Annotated in this window: 16 protein-coding genes; 2 read left to right on the top strand and 14 right to left on the bottom strand. The window is 62.0% G+C overall.

Annotated elements, in window-relative coordinates; translation table 11 throughout:
- Positions 1-72 precede the first annotated feature (72 nt).
- The gene (locus SM766_RS13705; protein WP_368948115.1) at positions 73-435 is read left to right on the top strand and encodes a DOPA 4,5-dioxygenase family protein; all 363 of its coding nucleotides are present in this window, start codon (positions 73-75) and stop codon (positions 433-435) included.
- 201 nt (positions 436-636) lie between these two features.
- Here the strand turns inward: SM766_RS13705 and SM766_RS13700 are convergent, their stop codons facing one another.
- The 9 genes from SM766_RS13700 to yajC all read right to left on the bottom strand — a co-directional run bounded on the left by SM766_RS13700 (position 637) and on the right by yajC (position 6,919).
- Positions 637-1,176 (bottom strand): DsbE family thiol:disulfide interchange protein, encoded by a 540-nt coding sequence (locus SM766_RS13700; RefSeq protein WP_065270464.1) that lies wholly within the window; start codon positions 1,174-1,176, stop codon positions 637-639.
- A complete protein-coding gene (gene ccmD, locus SM766_RS13695) occupies positions 1,169-1,330 on the bottom strand; it encodes a heme exporter protein CcmD (protein WP_368948114.1) in 162 nt (53 codons plus the stop codon). Before ccmD ends, SM766_RS13700 begins: the two co-directional genes overlap by 8 nt.
- The gene (locus tag SM766_RS13690) at positions 1,327-2,058 is read right to left on the bottom strand and encodes a heme ABC transporter permease (RefSeq protein ID WP_065270466.1); all 732 of its coding nucleotides are present in this window, start codon (positions 2,056-2,058) and stop codon (positions 1,327-1,329) included. The genes ccmD and SM766_RS13690 overlap by 4 nt, the downstream gene beginning before the upstream one ends.
- Positions 2,059-2,140: 82 nt before the next feature.
- Positions 2,141-2,797 (bottom strand): heme exporter protein CcmB, encoded by a 657-nt coding sequence (gene ccmB / locus SM766_RS13685; protein ID WP_274833484.1) that lies wholly within the window; start codon positions 2,795-2,797, stop codon positions 2,141-2,143.
- Positions 2,794-3,411: a heme ABC exporter ATP-binding protein CcmA gene (gene ccmA / locus SM766_RS13680; protein ID WP_368948113.1), complete on the bottom strand. Its 618-nt coding sequence runs from the start codon at positions 3,409-3,411 to the stop codon at positions 2,794-2,796. Before ccmA ends, ccmB begins: the two co-directional genes overlap by 4 nt.
- Positions 3,412-3,469: 58 nt before the next feature.
- Entirely contained in the window at positions 3,470-3,823 is a 354-nt protein-coding gene (locus SM766_RS13675; RefSeq protein ID WP_368948112.1) for an Mth938-like domain-containing protein, read from the bottom strand.
- Between the two features lie 115 nt (positions 3,824-3,938).
- A complete protein-coding gene (gene secF, locus SM766_RS13670) occupies positions 3,939-4,907 on the bottom strand; it encodes a protein translocase subunit SecF (protein WP_065270470.1) in 969 nt (322 codons plus the stop codon).
- A gap of 1 nt (position 4,908) precedes the next feature.
- Positions 4,909-6,570: a protein translocase subunit SecD gene (gene secD, locus SM766_RS13665; RefSeq protein ID WP_368948111.1), complete on the bottom strand. Its 1,662-nt coding sequence runs from the start codon at positions 6,568-6,570 to the stop codon at positions 4,909-4,911.
- A gap of 34 nt (positions 6,571-6,604) precedes the next feature.
- Positions 6,605-6,919, bottom strand: a complete 315-nt coding sequence (gene yajC, locus SM766_RS13660; protein ID WP_116560284.1) for a preprotein translocase subunit YajC — start codon at positions 6,917-6,919, stop codon at positions 6,605-6,607.
- Between the two features lie 195 nt (positions 6,920-7,114).
- On the opposite strand from yajC, the gene serS reads away from it, so the two are divergent.
- On the top strand, positions 7,115-8,407 hold the full coding sequence (gene serS, locus SM766_RS13655; protein ID WP_065270473.1) for a serine--tRNA ligase: 1,293 nt from the start codon (positions 7,115-7,117) through the stop codon (positions 8,405-8,407).
- Between the two features lie 95 nt (positions 8,408-8,502).
- On the opposite strand, the gene SM766_RS13650 is transcribed toward serS, so the two are convergent.
- The 5 genes from SM766_RS13650 to SM766_RS13630 all read right to left on the bottom strand — a co-directional run bounded on the left by SM766_RS13650 (position 8,503) and on the right by SM766_RS13630 (position 14,041).
- Positions 8,503-9,165: a helix-hairpin-helix domain-containing protein gene (locus SM766_RS13650; protein ID WP_368948110.1), complete on the bottom strand. Its 663-nt coding sequence runs from the start codon at positions 9,163-9,165 to the stop codon at positions 8,503-8,505.
- 89 nt (positions 9,166-9,254) lie between these two features.
- Positions 9,255-10,208, bottom strand: a complete 954-nt coding sequence (locus SM766_RS13645; protein WP_274866424.1) for a fatty acid desaturase — start codon at positions 10,206-10,208, stop codon at positions 9,255-9,257.
- 244 nt (positions 10,209-10,452) lie between these two features.
- Positions 10,453-11,919 carry a ribosome biogenesis GTPase Der gene (gene der, locus SM766_RS13640; RefSeq protein ID WP_347510077.1) on the bottom strand — a complete coding sequence of 489 codons (1,467 nt, stop codon included), beginning with the start codon at positions 11,917-11,919 and terminating at the stop codon, positions 10,453-10,455.
- Between the two features lie 74 nt (positions 11,920-11,993).
- Positions 11,994-13,316, bottom strand: a complete 1,323-nt coding sequence (locus SM766_RS13635) for a PQQ-like beta-propeller repeat protein (protein ID WP_490363360.1) — start codon at positions 13,314-13,316, stop codon at positions 11,994-11,996.
- 53 nt (positions 13,317-13,369) lie between these two features.
- Entirely contained in the window at positions 13,370-14,041 is a 672-nt protein-coding gene (locus SM766_RS13630) for a hypothetical protein (RefSeq protein ID WP_368948107.1), read from the bottom strand.
- Positions 14,042-14,126: the final 85 nt, after the last annotated feature.

The raw sequence follows: 14,126 nt of genomic DNA, 5'->3' as shown, positions 1-14,126 counted from the left end.
CCCCCCGGGGTCGCCTTTTCTGTTAGAGGCCTTACCGAGAATAGCAAAAGAATAAGGGAGGAGGATCAGAGCATGACTGACACGACGAAGATAGGTCTGAAGGAGACTGGCTGCATCACCGGCTATCACGCCCATGTCTATTTCGATGCCGACACGGTGGAACAGGCGCTGGTCCTGTGCCAGCGCGCGGCCGAGATCTTTGGCGTCAAGATGGGCCGCGTCCATGACAAGCTGGTCGGCCCGCACCCGATGTGGTCCTGTCAGCTAGCCGCCGATCCGGAACAGTTTGCGCAGCTGCTGCCCTGGCTGGCGCTGAACCGGGACGGGCTGATTGTCTTTGCCCACCCCGAAACCGGCGATGAGCTGGCCGATCACCGTGATTATGGCATCTGGCTGGGCACCGGGCTGGAGCTGGATCTGTCCCTGTTTGCCTAAAATCAGAACGCGATGGCGCGGGACAAGGCCGCCAGGCCGCCGCGTATCGCCGACGCGCCCTCATGCGGCGGCGATTTGGCTACGGAACAGCTCCTCGGGTACCTTCTACGGATGTGGCAAAGATAAACTGCCGAGCAGAAACACGGGGTTCGCCGCCCCGCGCATCGGCGATACCCGGCTTTTGGGGACAGATCCGAAAATCTACTGACCAGCCGCCTTTTCCATGGCGGGGCGCAGCGTCTTTTCAACGACTGAGCTGGTCAGTGGCCCGGCAAAGCGCAGCACGATCTTGCCCTCACCATCGATCACATAGGTCTCGGGCACGCCATACAGGCCCCAGTCGATCGCCATGCGACCCTTTTCGTCCCGGCCAATCGCCGTGTACGGATCGCCCAGCTCGTTGAGGAAGGCCTCGGCGTTGTCCTGCTGGTCCTTGTAGTTAACGCCGTAGATCGGCACGCCTTCGGCCGAGAGCGCCTCCAGCGTCGGGTGTTCGGCGCGGCAGGGCGCGCACCAGCTGGCCCAGTAGTTCACCAGCTTGACCGTACCATCGCGCAGGGTCGCATCGTCGAACGATGGCTTGCCGGTAAATTCATCCAGCACCACCGGCGGTGCTGTCTGCCCTTCGCGGGCAGATGGCAGGCTTTCGGGGTCCTCGCGGAACATGCCCACCAGCGCCAGACCGACAAAACCGGCGAACACCACCACGGGCACCGCCATCAAAGGAGAGATCTTAGCCATTGCGCTTCACCCGGTTCTGCTCCAGCCGCTCCATTTCCGCGCGTACCCGGTGGCCACGCCACAGGGTGACGGCCACCAGAAGAACCAGCAGCAGAATCGACGCCGCGTAGGACGACAAGACAGTCTCCGAATATTTCCCCAGATCAGGCATCATGTGTCCAGTTTTTCCCGTGCCATCAGCGCCCGGATACGGCGGGCGCGAATTTCAGTTCCGGTGCGGTAGAACACCATTGCGAGAAAGAAAACCCCGAAGCCCAGCATGCAGACATAAAGCGGGTTGGAGAAGGCATCCGCGACGTTTTCTTTCTTATCAAGGCTGAGCGAGGCGCCCTGATGCAGACCCTGGTTCCAGAAGTTAACCGCATAGCGGCTGAGCACCGCAAAGACCGAGCCGACAAGGCACAGGATCGAGGTGAGATCCGCTGCCGTGTCCGGATCCTCAATCGCCTCCCAAAGGGCGATATAGCCAAGGTAGAACAGGAACAGTACGAGGAAGGAGGTCAGGCGTGGATCCCAGGCCCACCAAGTGCCCCACATCGGCTGCCCCCAGATCGCCCCGGTGACCAGCGCGATCAGTGTCATGACGATCCCAACCGGCGCGGCGGCACGGGCCGCAAGGGCGCTGACGTGGTGACGGCGCACCAGCCAGATCAGCGAGGCGACAAGCATCATGAACCAGGCGTTGATCGCCATCAGCGCCGAGGGCACGTGCAGGAAGATAATCTTGACGGTGGAGCCCTGACGATAATCGTCCGGTGTGAAGAAGAAACCCCAGATCAGCCCCACGGCCATCAGCAGGCCCGAGATCATCCACAGCGCGGGCATCACCCGCTCGGTGGTGGTCAGGAATTTCTTCGGATTGGCGTATTCCCAAATCGACATGGTGGCTATCTTGTTCCCCGCTCCCAAAGTTTCAAGTCTCTGTTCCCTGCTCTTTCGTCGCAGCTCTTCCGCAGCATCCCGGTCAGCGCAGATTGATACGCAAGACCGCGGCGCTGGCAAAGGGCAGAAGCGCGATCACCGCTGCGGAAATCCCCGCCAGCATCAACAGCGGCGTCTGCACGGCCATGCCTTCGGCACCGCGGCGGGCCACTTCGGCCCCAAAAATCAGCGTCGGCACGTAAAGCGGCATCACCAACAGCGACAACAGCAGCCCACCGCGTTTCAGCCCCACGGTCAGCGCCGCGCCAAAGGTACCGATCACCGACAGGGCCGGCGTGCCCAGAAACAGCGAAATCACCAGCCATGAAAACCCCGGCACCGGCAGGTTCAGCAGCACGCCCAGCACTGGCGCCGCCAGCACCAGCGGCAGGCCCGTGGTGATCCAATGCGCCAGCGCCTTGATGGTGACAACAGATTCCAGCGGGAGCGGCGCGGTGGCCAGAAGATCCAGTGAGCCATCCTCCCAGTCCAGCGCCAGCAGCCGGTCCAGCGACAACAGGCAGGACAGCAGCGCGCCCAGCCACAACACCCCCGGCGCGATCCGGGTCAACAGCTCGGAATTCGGCCCCACCGAGAAAGGCACCATGACCGTCACGATCAGGAAAAACGCCAGCCCAAGGCCAAAGCCGCCCCCGGCCCGCACCGCCAGCCGCAGATCCCGCATCAGAAGAGCGATCATAAAAAGCCCTCGTCAAAATCATCAAGCGCAGGCAGGCGCGCCTTGAAGGGGCCGACATCCAGCACCTCGGCCACGGCGAGGCCCAGGTCGATATGGGTGGCGATCAATGCCGAACCGCCCCGCCCCAGATGCGCCCGAACCGCATCCGCGAACATGGTGACCGAGCGGGTATCGAGGCTGACGGTCGGCTCGTCCATCACCCAGATCGGGCGCCCTGTCACCAGCATCCGCGACAGGCCCAGACGGCGTTTCTGCCCGGCAGACAGCGCCCCGGCGGGCCGGTCCTGCAAGGCGGTGAGGTCAAAGGCCTCAAGCGCGGGCATGATGGAGGCAGAGCCAAAGACCCGCGCCCAGAATGTCAGGTTCTCCGTGACCGTCAGCGCCGGTTTCAACCCGTCTGAATGGGCCGCATAGGCGATCCGATCCTCGGCGCCGTCGATCTGCCCTGAGAGCGGCGGTTGCAGCCCGGCGATGGTGCGCAACAGCGTTGTCTTGCCGATCCCATTCGGCCCCCGCAGGATCAGTGCACGGCCGGGCATAAGCTGAAAACTCAGCCCTTCCAGAACCGGCAACCCGCCACGGGCAATGCTGAGATCGGTTACATTCAATGTCATGAATAACTGACTATCCCATTGCGGCCCGGCGCAAAAGCCGTATTCCGCCCGGTCCGGTTCACACCGGCAATACGGCCAGGGCGATGCGGCGCCCTTCGGAGAGCAGAACGTTATAGGTGCGGCAGGCGGCGGGGGAACTCATCGTCTCCACCCCGATCCCGGCGCCTTCCAGCGCGCGCCGCAGATCTGCCGGGATATGCGCAACTTCGGCGCCGGTGCCGATGAACAGAACGTCAACCTCGTCCGCCAGCGCCAGAAGCGCCTCCCGATCATCATAGCCCCCCCAGGCCACCGTGCCACTGGTGCCGGTCAGAACGGCGCCGTGATGCACCTCTCCGCCGATGCGAAAGAACCCCTCGCCATAGCCATCCACCGGCACGGCATCGGAATAGGTCACTTCATTCAGGCGCATGAGGCATCTCCCGGGAAACTGATTTGCCACTCTCCTACCACGGGGCAGGATGGGGCAAAAGCAAAAGGCCGCAAGCGATGCCTGCGGCCTTTGGTAGTCATTTGCTGCGCCCGGATCAGGCGTCGATATTGGCGAACTGATTGCCGGTCGGTGTCGAGGGTTTCGACCAGTCGCGTTTGACCCCCAGCCAGAGCAGGATGGTCGAGGCCACGAAGACCGACGAATAGGTGCCGACAATGACGCCCCAGATCATCGCAAAGACAAAGCCGCGGATCACATCGCCGCCCAGCACATAAAGCGAGATCAGAGCGATCAGCGTGGTGACCGAGGTCATCATGGTGCGGCTCAGCGTTTCGTTGATCGACAGGTTCAGCACCTCGGCCAGCGACTTCTTCTTGTAGCGGCGCAGATTCTCCCGAACCCGGTCGAAGACAACCACGGTATCGTTCAGCGAATAGCCGACGATGGTCAGCAGCGCCGCGATGATCGCCAGGTCGAACTTGATCTGCAATTCCGAGAAGATGCCGATGGTCAGCACCACGTCGTGTACCAGCGCCGCAACGGCCCCCAGCGCGAACTGCCATTCGAACCGCAGCCAGATGTAGACCAGCACCGCACCAATCGCCAGAACCACGGCGATGACGGCTGTCTGCACCAGCTCTCCGGACACCTTGGGGCCCACGGATTCGACCGAAACGAACTTGATACCCGGCGCCACCGCATCCAACGCGGTGTTCAGCGCCTCGATCACATCGCCCGAAATCGCCTCGCCATCCGCCTGGGACTGGATGCGGATCATCGCAACGTGCTGGTCTTCGTCAAAGGTGGGGTCGAACACTTCGGTGATCGAAATATCGCCCAGCTCCAGCGGCGACATAGCATCGCGGTAGACACCAACGTCGATGGCTTCGGTGCTTTCGGTGCGGATCGTAGTACCGCCGCGGAAGTCGATGCCAAAGTTCAACCCCTGAAGCATGAAGGAGGCAAAGCCCACCACCATCATCAGCGCCGAGACGCCCAGCCAGATCTTCCAGCGTTTGAAGAAATCGAAAGAGGTTCCTTCGGGAACAAGTTTCAGCCGCATCTTATACCTCAATCGTTTTCGGACGACGCCGTTCAAACCACATCACGATCATCACCCGGGTCACGAAGATCGCCGTGAACACCGAGGTCATGATGCCAAGGCCCAGCGTGATCGCAAATCCGCGTACCGGTCCGGATCCCATGGCGAACAGGATCACGGCGGTGATGAAGGTGGTGACATTGGCGTCAAGAATGGCGCTCAGCGCCTTGGAGTAGCCTTCGTCGATGGCGCGCGCCGGACCCCGGCCCGCTTTCAACTCTTCGCGGATCCGTTCGAACACCAGCACGTTGGCATCCACCGCCATACCGACGGTCAGCACAACCCCGGCAATACCAGGCAGCGTCAGCGTACCGCCAATCAGGCTGAGTGCGCCAAAGATCAGCGCCACGTTCAGCATCAGCGCCAGATTGGCGAAGATCCCGAAGAGACCATAGGACAGCGTCATGAAGACGAGCACCGCGACAAAGGCAACAATGGTCGCGATCTTGCCCGCGTCGATGCTGTCCTGCCCCAGTTCCGGGCCGATGGTACGTTCTTCGAGGAACTCCAACCCGGCCGGTAGGGCACCTGCCCGCAGCAGGATTGCCAGGTTGGTGCTTTCCTCGATGGTGAAGTTACCGGTGATGATACCGGAGCCACCGGGGATATGCGCCTGAATGACCGGCGCCGAGACAACCTCGTCATCCAGTACGATCGCAAAGGGCGAGCCGATGTTTTCCGCCGTATAGTCGCCGAACTTGCGCGCGCCCGATGTATTGAAGCGGAAGGTCACCGCCGGGCGGCCGTTCTGGTCAAAGGACGGCTGCGCATCCACCAGCTCCTCGCCGGTCACCACCGGCGCGGCTTCGACGGTATAGAACACGCCCTCTTCATCCAGCGACGGGATCACCTTGTTGCCGACACCAGCGCGGGCGTCGGCGTCATTGCCGCGTCCCACAACCGGGTTGAACGTCAGCTGCGCGGTGGTGCCGATGATCTCTTTCAGCTCAGAGGCACTGCCGATACCCGGCACCTGGATCAGGATCCGGTCGGCGCCCTGACGCTGAATGGTGGGCTCACGGGTGCCGACCTCATCGATCCGGCGGCGCACGATTTCCAGCGACTGGCGCACCGTACGGTCATCCGAGGCAAGGCGTTCGGCCTCGCTCAGCTCGATGATGATCACATCACCCTCGGCAGAAACGACGATATCCGTTGCCCCGCCACCGGTGAGGCTGGTGACCGGACTTGCCAGCCCACGCACCACTTCCAGCGCCCGGGCCATGCCCTCGGGCTGGGAGATCTTGACGCGAATCTGCCCGTCCGGTGCCGGTTGCAGCCGGAAGGTGCCGATGGTGGCCCGCTCGGGGCGCAGTGCATCGCGCACCTCGGGCCAGAGCGCATCCATGCGCGCAGCATAGACATCGGCGACCTTGACCTCGGCCAGCAGATGCGCACCGCCGCGCAGATCAAGGCCCAGGTTGACCAGCCCCGAAGGCATCCATTCGGGCCATTGCCCCGCCTGTTCGAGCCGCTCCGGAGTCTCCCCCTTCATCTCGATCGCGGCGACGGCATCATTGGCCTGTTCGACACGGGTGTAGAACGCATTTGGCAGGGCTAGCAAAAGGCCGGCCACACAGACCAGCCAGATCAGCACCCTCTTCCAGAGATCGATTTGCAGCATTGCCCTGCCTTTTCAGATATTTAAGATCAGAAGCTTACGCTGCCGGCTCTGTCTTGGACAGCACCTGAGCGATGGTCGAGCGCACAACGCGGACCTTGACGCCCTCGGCGACTTCGACTTCGACCTCGTTCTCTTCCTTGATCTTGGCAACCTTGCCGATCAGACCACCCTGGGTCACCACCTGATCGCCGCGGCGCAGGTTCTCGACCATTTTCTGGTGTTCCTTCATCTTCTTCTGCTGCGGGCGGATCAGCAGGAAGTACATGATCGCAAAGATCAGAATGAGCGGGAGAAACTGGCCAATCGTATTTGCGTCCAAGGGGATATTCCTTCTGTCTGGAGAGCCCATGCGGGGCTGCCTTATTTTGCAGGCGAACCTATGCGCTGGTCTGGACAGTTGCAAGGCAAAGGCGGTGCGACGATGTGCAGATTCCGCCTTGCAACACCCTTATACAAACCCCGTTGTGCCCTCTTCCTCTTTGGCTGCGGCTCGGGCATAGGTTTGGCACTGATTCAACGTCGTCTCTTATACAGGAGCCACCCCATGCACGACATCCGCGCGATCCGCGAAAATCCTGCCGCTTTTGACGCCGCTCTGGCGCGGCGTGGGGATGCGGCTGTGTCCTCTGAGGTGCTGGCTCTGGACGAGGCGCGCCGGGCCAAGATCCAGGCCGCCGAAGAAGCACAGGCCGCCCAGAACAAGGCCGCCAAGGCCATCGGCGCAGCCAAGGCCAAGGGCGACGAGGAAGAGTTCGAACGCCTGCGCAGCGAAGTTGCCGGCAAGAAGGCCGAGGTTGCCGCTCTGCAGACCGAAGCCAAGGAGCTCGACGCCAAGCTGACCGACATGCTGGCCCGCCTGCCCAACAACCCCGCCGAGGATGTGCCGGATGGGGCTGACGAGGACGACAACGTCGAGGTCAACCGCTGGGGCACGCCCGCGGAGTTCGATTTCACCGCGAAGGAACATTTTGAGATCACCGGCGTCGCAACAGCCATGGACTTTGAGACCGCCGCCAAGGTCTCTGGCTCGCGCTTTGTCTTCCTGAAAGGCGCAGTAGCACGCATTCACCGGGCGCTGGCACAGTTCATGATCGACACCCACGTCGATGAGAATGGCCTTACCGAGGTGAACTCCCCTGTTCTGGTGCGCGACGAAGCAATGTATGGCACCGACAAGCTGCCGAAATTCGGCGAGGACAGCTATCAGACCACCAATGGCTGGTGGCTGGTGCCGACCTCCGAGGTGCCGCTGACCTATTCCGTCGCAGAGGATGTGCTCGATGCCAGCGCACTGCCGATCCGCATGACCTCGCATACCCTGTGCTTCCGCTCCGAAGCGGGCTCCGCGGGCCGCGACACCTCGGGCATGCTGCGCCAGCACCAATTCGAAAAGGTCGAAATGGTTTCGGTCACCCACCCGGACGAGTCCGACGCCGAGCAGAAACGCATGCTGCGCTGCGCCGAAGGGTTGCTGGAGAAGCTGGGCGTGCCCTATCGCACCGTGATTCTGTGCACCGGCGACATGGGCTTTGGCGCGCGCCGCACCTATGACATCGAAGCCTGGCTGCCCGGCCAGAATGCCTATCGCGAGATTTCCTCGGTCTCGACCACCGGCGATTTCCAGGCCCGCCGCATGAACGCGCGTTTCCGCCCCGAAGGCGGTGGCAAGCCCGAGTTCGTGCACACGCTGAATGGATCGGGCCTGGCCGTGGGCCGCTGCCTGATCGCGGTTCTGGAAAACGGCCAGCAGGCGGATGGATCGGTCAAACTGCCTGAGGCGCTGGCGCCCTATCTGGGCGGTAAGCTGACCCTGACGGCAGAGGGCGCACTGGCCTGAGCCCAGCTCCCCAGACCTGAAAACAAGAAAACCGGCCCCGAGAATGCGGGCCGGTTTTTCTTTGTCGTGCTACAGGCGCGTCGCAGGCGTTGGCTTCAACCCTTTGTCTTCTTGGATTTCTTCGCCTTTGCCGTTTTGTCCTTGGCTGGTTTGGCCTTTTCGGCTTTTGCCTTGCCCGGCTTTTCCTTTCCGGGTTTCTCCTTGGTGGCCTTATCGCTTGCATCCAGCTTTCCGCCGCTCTTCTTGCGGGCCAGGATGGCTTCAGCCTTGGCCTTTTCCCGCTCGATCGCCTTACGCGCCTTGGCCTTCATGCGTTTGGCCTTTTCCTTGGCCTTCACGCGCGCTTCGGCCATTTCCAGCGCCAGCGCCTCGGCCTTCTTGGCGGCCTTGCGCGCCTTGATCTTGGCCTTGGCAGCTTTTTCCTCAGCCGCGAGCCGGGCCGCCTCGGCGGCGGCGAGCGCAGCGTTCAGCTGGGTTGCATCCTCAGGCGGGACCTCACGGGTCACCTTCGTCGGCCTTGCGGCAGGGCGCCCGGTGCGCACTGGCGCGGTCGGACGCGGCTGTACGGGCACAGCCCCGGCCTGCGGTGCAACGGCGGCCTGCTTCAGGCGCGCGGCGCGCGCGGCCCCAATGCCGGGTACCTTGCTCAGATCTTTTTCGCTGATCGCTGCCAGCGCCTCGACCGACGTGATCCCCTGATCCTTCAGCGCCTTTTCCAGCGCGGGACCAACCCCTTTGAGATCCTTGAGAGCCGTCATTTCAATCTTCCTTTTCTTTTCCCGGCAGCTACACGGGCTGCCGGAATGGGCTGCCGTACCTAGCGTGCCCTTAGTATGCAATGCGCGTTTCAGGCCGGAAAGGGCACCAGGCGTTTTTGCTCTTCATCCCATAGTTTCAGAGACAAAGCGCGCAAAGCTTCACCAAATGAGATCCGCCGCAGCGCAAATTCAGGCGGCAGATTATAATGGCACTTGCGCAGGCGATAGCTGGGGATGCGGGCGTTGAAGTGATGGATGTCGTGAAGTGTGATATTGGCGACGGCAAAATCGAAGAACCAGCCGAAATCCAGGCAGGAGGACCCCTGCAACGCTGCCTCCTGCGGGTTCAGATCCGGGCGACGATCCCAGTAGGTGTCTTCAAAGTTATGCTGCAGATAGACCAGAAACACCCCGATCATGCCGCCAAGGAACGAGAATGCCAGCCACACCCACAGACCCGTCGGGCCTGCCACGTAATAAAGCAGGGAAATCAGCGCAATGATCACCATGTTATGCAGCAGCACCCCCAGAATGCCGAACTTGGTGGTGTTCTTGGGCCAGCGGTAGCGAATGAAATAGGTAAAGGCCGACCCCACCGGCACCAGCACCAACGGATTGCGGTAAAGCCGATAGGTCAGCCGCTCCCAGAACCCCGCCTCTTTCCACTCACGCAGGGTCATCGTGTGTATCTCGCCGGTTTCCCGGTGTTCCAGATTGCCGATATTGGCATGGTGCAGGTTGTGGTTCTGCTTCATCACCTCGAACGGCGCAAAGGTGAAAGGCGACAGGACGTGGCCCGCGATTTCGTTTTGCCTGCGGGTTTCGAACAGCGAATGGTGCCCGGTATCATGCTGCAGCACATAAAGCCGCACCGCCGCAAAGGCAAAGATCACCCCTGCTGGAATCAGGATATACCACCGCTCGACATAGGCGATGGCCAAGTAGAGGGATAGAAAGTAGACCGCGAAGGTGCCGAAATAACTCAATGCCGCCAGGCGGTTATCTTTCTTTGTATATTCACGCGTGTAAGTTCTCAGGTCCATGAGACTTCCCTTAAATACGCTCTGTGACGCCGGTGTAAAATCTCCGGGCGCTTGACGTTTAAAAACTCCATTGGCTGGGAAGATCAGAAAATCGGCTGACGCCCTGCCAATGCCATTTAATGTTAATGGCTTGGCAACGGATTTCAACGTGTGAAAAGGACCGGCCCGCAGATGCGAACCGGTCCAGCAAAAATTTTGGTCTTTGGCCTAGGGCGCGCAAGCCCTTGGGGGGCAGCGCCTGGAATCAGTCCCTGCGCCCTTCCAGGTGTTTGCGCAGCTTCGAGGGCGCGGCTTTCTTACGGCCCTTGTAGGGGTTCTTGTCCGCCTGCCCGCGCATATAAAGCCGGATCGGCGTGCCGGGCATGTCGAAATCCTCGCGCAGACCATTCACCAGATAACGGGTATAGCTGGCCGGGATTTTGTCCGGATGGGAACACATCACCACGAACCCCGGCGGGCGCGTCTTGGCTTGGGTCATATAGCGCAGCTTGATCCGCTTGCCCTGCGGCGCAGGCGGCGGGTGCTGCTCCAGCATGCCAGTCAGCCAACGGTTCAGCGCCGCGGTGGGCACCCGGCGGTTCCAGACGTCATAGGCACGCATAATGGCAGCGTGCAGCCGGTCCAGCCCCTTGCCGGTCTTGGCCGATACCGTGACCAGCGGCGCCCCGCGCAGCTGCGGCAGCAACCGGGCAAAGGCCTCTTTCAAGTTTTTCAGCTTTTCCTGCTTGTTGTCCTCGATGTCCCATTTGTTGACCGCGACAACAACCGCACGCCCTTCCCGCTCGGCCAGATCGGCGATCCGCAAGTCCTGTTGTTCAAAGGGGATGTCCGCATCGAGAAGCACCACCACGACCTCGGCGAATTTCACTGCGCGCAGCCCGTCCGATACGGACAGTTTTTCCAGCTTTTCCTGAACCTTAGCTTTTTTGCGCATACCGGCAGTGTCAAAGACCCGCATCGGCGTGCCTGCCCAGTCGATCTTCAGCGAAATCGCATCGCGGGTAATCCCCGCCTCGGGGCCGGTCAGCAGGCGATCCTCACCAAGGATCTTGTTGATCAGGGTCGATTTGCCCGCGTTGGGACGGCCGACGACAGCCACCTGCAGCGGCTTGTCCATCGTTGGCTGAGGGACCTCGTACTCGGCATCCTCGTCGTCCAGATCTTCGTCCACAGACACGTCCGTCAGCGGAGCATTGTCCTGCGCGGTCTTTTCAAAACGTTCCGAAATCGGCAGCAGCTGGGAATATAGATCATTCAGACCCTCGCCATGCTCGCCGGACAGTCGGATCGGCTCCCCTAGGCCCAAGCCATAGGCTTCCAAAACCCCGGCATCGGCTGCGGAGCCTTCGGATTTATTTGCCGCCAGAATGACATGCGCGGATTTTTTGCGCAGGATATCGGCAAACATCTCGTCCACCGGGGTCACACCCGTGCGCGCATCAATCATGAACAAGCAGACATCCGCCATATCCACCGCCCGTTCGGTCAGGCGGCGCATGCGCCCTTCGAGCGAATTGTCGGTGGCATCCTCAAGGCCGGCGGTGTCGATGACGGTGAACCGCAGATCGCCAAGGCGGGCCTCGCCTTCGCGCAGGTCACGGGTGACCCCCGGCTGGTCATCGACCAAGGCCAGTTTCTTGCCGACAAGGCGGTTGAACAGGGTGGACTTGCCCACATTCGGACGGCCCACGATAGCGAGGGTAAAAGACATCGGACCCAACTTTTTGCGATTCAGACGCGCCCCATAGCGCATCTGCTGTCTTACGGCCAGAGCCGATCGACGCTTTAACGGAAGGCGAGAAGCTCCCCTTTCGAGGAAACCACATAAAGGGTCTTACCCGCAACAACCGGCGCGGTCGTCGCGCCGCCGGGGGCCTCGATGCTGCGCGTCAGGCTGCCGTCACGGGGATCGAACATGCGAATCTGACCATCGTTGGAGGTGATAATCACCTGACCACCTGCCAGCACCGGACCATAGTGGGCCACCACAGCGCCGCGTTTAGAAGGCTTGTCCTTCAGATAGCCCGGCAGATCCACAGCCCAGATCACCTCTCCGCTGGAGGCATCCAGACGCAGGAGCTGGTTGCGGTCGCTGATCTGGAACAGGCTGCCTCCCGCAGGCCAGACCGGACCGATGGCCCCTTCCTGAGCCGTCCAGATGCGATCGCCATTGTTGGTGTCGATCGCCACGGTGCGGCCCGAATGGTTCCCCACGAAGGCACGGTTTCCGACCACCACCGGCGCACCGGTGACATCGCTGATCCGCGCCAGCGTGGTGCCGACGCGCTGCCCCGCCACCGAGGCGTTCCAGCGGCGCACTCCGCCACGGCGGAAACTTGCGACCAGATCGCCGGAGCCAAAGGCAAAGATGACGTAATCCCCGGCAATCACTGGCGACGGGGCGCCCAGCACGTTAGAGGGGCTCGGCACGCCTTCGACCTGCCACGCGATGCGGCCATCAGAGGTGTTGACGGCCCAGCCGGTATCATCCCCGGCCACCAGATAGACCAGCCCGTCACGCACCATCGGTTCGCCCGATCCGGTGGCTTCCAGTTTTTGACGCCAGATCTGTTTGCCGGTGCTGGCCTCCAGCGCGGTCAGAACGCCAAAACCGGAGGAGATGTAAAGAACACCCTTGTCATAGGCCATGCCGCCGCCGGTGGCCTGGCCTTCGCCTTCGCGGGCGGGAATCAGATCGCTTTGCCATAGAAGCTGACCGGAGGGAGAGACCGCGCTGACGCGGGCCGCGCTGTCCAGCGTGTAGATACGCCCATCAGCCACAACGGGGCGGGCCGTGATGCGCTGGCGGCGGCTGTCGCCCTCGCCGATGGAAACGGCCCACTGCAATTGCGGCGCCGTCGACAGCGCCGGATGCGCGGTGCGCTGCGCCGGAAGACCGTGCGTCTGCGCCCAGGAAGCGTTGACGGTCTGGCTGGGCAGGGAAATTGGCCGCGACTGGTTGACCACCTCGATATTGGCATCGGGACGGATGTCTTCACGCTGCCCTTGCAGGATCACCTCGGGTTCGGCGCAGGCGGCCAGAACCAGAGCCATCGCGCTACCGCAAAAAAGCGCCCGCGCGCGAGAAATGGATTTAGCTGCCGTCATTGCCCTGCCCCGCAATTCGTTTCCCTCTCCGCGCACATTCCGCGCGGCGCCTTTTAACCTTCCGGCGCGTCTGCCGCGTCCGGTTTTCCACCAAGTGCTACAATCACTTGAGTTGCGCGGTCTTGCAAGTCCCGGCTGACAGTCGCATCCGCCGTAATCGCCTGCAGACGCTCGATTGCGGCTTCGGTCTCACCGGCTTCGATGTCCAGCAGTGCAAGTTGCTCGGACGCCAGCAGCGACAAAGGTGCACCGGGCTGTGCCAGGGCCTCGTATTGCAGGCGGCGCTCTTCAAGGCTCAGCGTCTCTGCCTGCAGGGCCAGCGCCTTGAAGCTGGCGATGTGACGGTAAACCAGCGGCAGCTCGCCATCGGTGGCGACTTCACTGAGGACCGCAACGGCGGTCTCGGTATCCTCGGCTTCGGCCAGGGCGCCTGCGCGCATCATCTTGGCCACGGCAGCGCCGGTTTCAGAGCCAGCGGCCACCTGCGCCAGTGCCTCGGCGCGGTCTACGGGTTCATCAGCTGCCAGCGCGGCAATCATGCCATCGCCAAGCGCCTGTGCTGCGGCGAGTTCCTGCGCCTTGGAATATTCGCGATAGGCGGCACCGCCCACGATGACCACCACGGCCAGACCACCGATCCAGCCATAGCGTTTCAGCATCAGGAACAGGCGGTCCCGGCGCACCTCTTCGGTCACCTCTTCGATAAAGCTGTCGGTGTCGCTCATGAAAATGTCCCCGATATGCCCGGTCTGTGCCGGAAAATTGTCTCACGTGACGCCTCTCTTAACGCGCCTTCGGGTACAAGCCAAG

The organism is Pseudophaeobacter sp. A-200-2 (assembly GCF_041008815.1).
Taxonomy (GTDB): Bacteria; Pseudomonadota; Alphaproteobacteria; order Rhodobacterales; family Rhodobacteraceae; genus Phycobacter; species Phycobacter gallaeciensis_A.
This window is presented reverse-complemented; position numbering and strand designations above follow the sequence as displayed.